The sequence below is a fragment of the Neoroseomonas terrae genome, from assembly GCF_018129025.1.
Classification (GTDB): domain Bacteria; phylum Pseudomonadota; class Alphaproteobacteria; order Acetobacterales; family Acetobacteraceae; genus Neoroseomonas; species Neoroseomonas terrae.
In genome coordinates, this window is sequence record NZ_JAAEDI010000056.1 from 1 (window position 1) to 3,176 (window position 3,176).

Consider the following 3,176-nt stretch of genomic DNA (forward strand, 5'->3'; position numbering starts at 1 on the left):
GAGATGCGGAGCTTGTCCGCCATCTCCTCCAGATTCACGGTGACCATGCGACCCCCGCTGCGGCGCCGGCGCGGACAGAAACAGGAACAACAACAGAAGCCGTTGTTATCGTTAAAAAATTCAGCGTGTTGTCGCGGCTCGAATTACCGCGGTGGTGGCGGAGCCGGGGAAGGACCCACGACCTACTAGCCCTAGGGGCGGAGGGCGCCGACCACTAGCCCTAGGGGCCACCAGCCCAAGTGACCGAGGCGCTACGCCCCTAGCCCTAGTGGGCCGAAACGAAACGCGCCCGGCGGGGTGGTCCCGGCCGGGCGCGAATCGCACATCTAGGTGAATGTGTCGCCGAAATGCCCGCACGTCGTCAAGTGCCTTCGATCGGCGGCGGATTGCCGCCGGCGGCCTGCCGACCCGCCAGCACCGCATAGTGGTGCAGACTGCGGCGGAGCAGGTCGAGCACGTTCCAGTCCTTCCGCAGCCGCAAATCCCGCCCCGCCTGCGACAGCCCTAACCCGTGCACCACCACCGCGACGGTCAGCTCGGCAAGCGTGACGCGACGCGCGGAGATCGACTGCTCTCGCGCCCAGTCCAGCCATGGGATGAAGCGCGTGTGCTCCGCCTCGAGCAGCGAGAACCAGCGCGCCTCCTCCCCCGCCTCATAGACGCCCGACGTCTGGCGCTCCCCGAACTGCGCACGGGCCATGGCGGCATGCGCGCCCTCCCGCCATTCGGCGACGTCGCGCAGGTCGGAGGCGGCCCAGGCCTCGGCGAGCGTGATGCGGCGCGCCTCGGCCAGCCGCACGACGCGGTCCTGCTGCAGGCGACGCCGGCTCGCCAGGCGCTCGGCATCGAGGACCGAACGATGCGGGTCGGGCGGCTCCCCGCCCGTCGCCTGCATCACCAGCCCATAGGGCGTGATGAAGGGGCGCGGGCCCTTCGCCAGGTCGATCTGGCCGACGACCTCGGTCAGCATCCCATCCATCGGCTTCCGCCCCTTCACGCCGAAGGGGGCTCGGCCGAAGCCGCAGCCTTCGCCTGATTGCCCACCCAGACCCAGCGCGTGGCCAGCGTGTGAACGATCATCTGCCGTGCCGCGACAGCGCCCGCGTACAGCACCTGCTGACGCTCGCGGCTGAAAGCCTCGATATCGACGCGGCTGGCGGCACCCATCGCGTCCTGGATGCCACGCCGATAGGCCGCCCATTCGGCGGGCGAGTAGCTGGCCGTCCGGTCCATCGTCCGCTCTCCCATCATCGTCTTCCCTCCAGCCATGGGTTTGTTCCCGTCCCCGCCTTTGTCCACCTTTCTGTTCCCTCTAACCCTTTGAAAGAATTGAAAGAGGACAAGGGGACAGACAGAAACGGCCTCTCTATGGGCCCCAGATAAGGCGAGCCCCCTCCGGTTGGCCCTATACGCGCGCGCATGCGTGTCCCCTTGTCCCCCTCCAGCCTTTTCAATGGCTTATCGGGAACACGGGGGTGGACAGATGCGGGGACGGGAACAGGATCAGTCGTCATCATCGAGGCCGAGCAACTCCATCGGGAGGTAGACGCAGCGCGCCTTCGCGTTGCCTCGGAACTTCACGGGGTTCTTGGGCTCCGCCGCGCCAGGGAGCTCCCGCAACGGTCGCTGCCAGGCCTTGTTGGCCCAGGGCGTGCCCTGGAAGGCCGCATCGATCACCGGCGCCCCGTTCGCCACCAGGATCCCGGGGCGTGGGGTCTCATGGTAGCGGAGGCCGATGGCGCCCATGCGTCGCCACCATCGTTCCTTCTCCGACCCGCGCTCGGCTTCGTCCTCCCGCCCGACCGACGCTGCCCATCGCTTCGCCGCGCGCTGCGATTCACCGATGACCTCCGCGACCGTGGTCCGATCGCGCCCGACCTGCACCAGCGACCCGAGCAGGTGCCGCAGGGCCTGGCGCCCGGAATCCTCCTCCTCCGCATCCTCGGCGGAGGTCGTGAAGGCGCCGAGGGGCTCGATCAGCATATCGGCCTCGGCGGGCGTCACCGGATCGTCCTGCGTCAGCGTCTGCCAACCGGCGAGCAGCGAGGCCAGCTGGTCCGCGCTGCGCGCCGTGGCCTGCGCGCGGATCGCGGCGGAGCGCAGCTGCGCCAGGTTCTCCCGGAAGCGATCGAAGCCCAGCACCAGGCGCGTCAGCAGGCGGGGATAGATGTCCTTCGCCCGCGCCATGGCTTCATCGAGCCGGCGCTTCTTGTCCTCCGACGTCTCGCCCCGGCGCAGCAGAATGAGCGTGATGCGGGACGCATCGGCAAGCGACAGGTGCGGCGGGTTGATCGCGGCGAGGAAGAAGCTGCCGGCGATGCGGAAGACGTCGACGCCCGAGCCTTCCCCCGCGCGCACGACGATCGCGCCTTTGCCCGAGCTTGCGCCACGCATCAGGTTCAGCACGGCCGCGGTCTGCGCGACGGCGGCTTCGTTCTCATCGAGCGGGATCAGGCCGGCCCGCGCATTGAACAGTCGGCGCACGCCGGGTTCGGACACGTCGTCGGACGCTTCCTCGAGCCCGCAGCATCGGGCCGCGTAGTTCACCAGCGTGGACTTGCCCGAGCCGGCCGGGCCCCACGTCGCCATGTGCGGCCGCCATTCCAGCGCGGCCGAGAGGATGCCGCAGGCGATCATGCCGAGCACCAGGTGCGGCGCCTGGTCGGCGATCGCCGGCGCATAGGTCCAAAGGCGGAGATCGTCCTCGATCTGCCGGCATTCCGCTGCGGTCGCCGGTTTAGCCGACGGCGCCTCACGCCGCGGCGCGGCGATGTAGATGGCCTTGCCCTGGCGGAGGCCGGGGCGGTGTTCCTTTTCGTCGGCAAAGATCCGCTGGCCGCAATGCACGACCAGGCCGCCCTTGCCATCCGACCACACGCCATCGCGGCGCAGCTCGGCATCATCGGCGGCACCGATGCGGGTGCAGGCGGAGATCAGGTCGGCGCCGCACTCCCGCGCCGACCAGCCGGCGGCGACTTTGACCGGTATCTTCTCGTCGTCGAGGATCGGCCGGCCCTTCTCGTCGCGCATCGGCACCATGTGCGGCCAGCGCTCGAACAGGAATCGGTGCGCGAAGCGGCCGCCGAACAGGCCTTCGATGATGGCGGCGCTGTGCATGTCCTTCGCGGACAGCGTCGTCTCGAGGCCGGCAGCGTCGAGGAAGACATAGCAGGTGC

3 protein-coding genes are annotated in these 3,176 nt (G+C 69.1%); all 3 read right to left on the minus strand.

The window, feature by feature from the left end; translation table 11 throughout:
• Positions 1-361: 361 nt before the first annotated feature.
• Positions 362-979: a hypothetical protein gene (locus tag GXW78_RS27595; protein WP_211872133.1), complete on the minus strand. Its 618-nt coding sequence runs from the start codon at positions 977-979 to the stop codon at positions 362-364.
• 14 nt (positions 980-993) lie between these two features.
• Positions 994-1,269 (minus strand): hypothetical protein, encoded by a 276-nt coding sequence (locus tag GXW78_RS27600; RefSeq protein ID WP_211872134.1) that lies wholly within the window; start codon positions 1,267-1,269, stop codon positions 994-996.
• 234 nt (positions 1,270-1,503) lie between these two features.
• On the minus strand, positions 1,504-3,176 hold a 1,673-nt coding region (locus GXW78_RS27605), incomplete at its 5' end, for a hypothetical protein (RefSeq protein ID WP_211872135.1).

Excerpts from the sequence above, each read along its gene's own strand:
- GXW78_RS27595 (WP_211872133.1), bottom strand. The coding sequence starts at position 979 with ATGGATGGGATGCTGACCGAGGTCGTCGGCCAGATCGACCTGGCGAAG.
- GXW78_RS27600 (WP_211872134.1), bottom strand. The coding sequence starts at position 1,269 with ATGGCTGGAGGGAAGACGATGATGGGAGAGCGGACGATGGACCGGACG.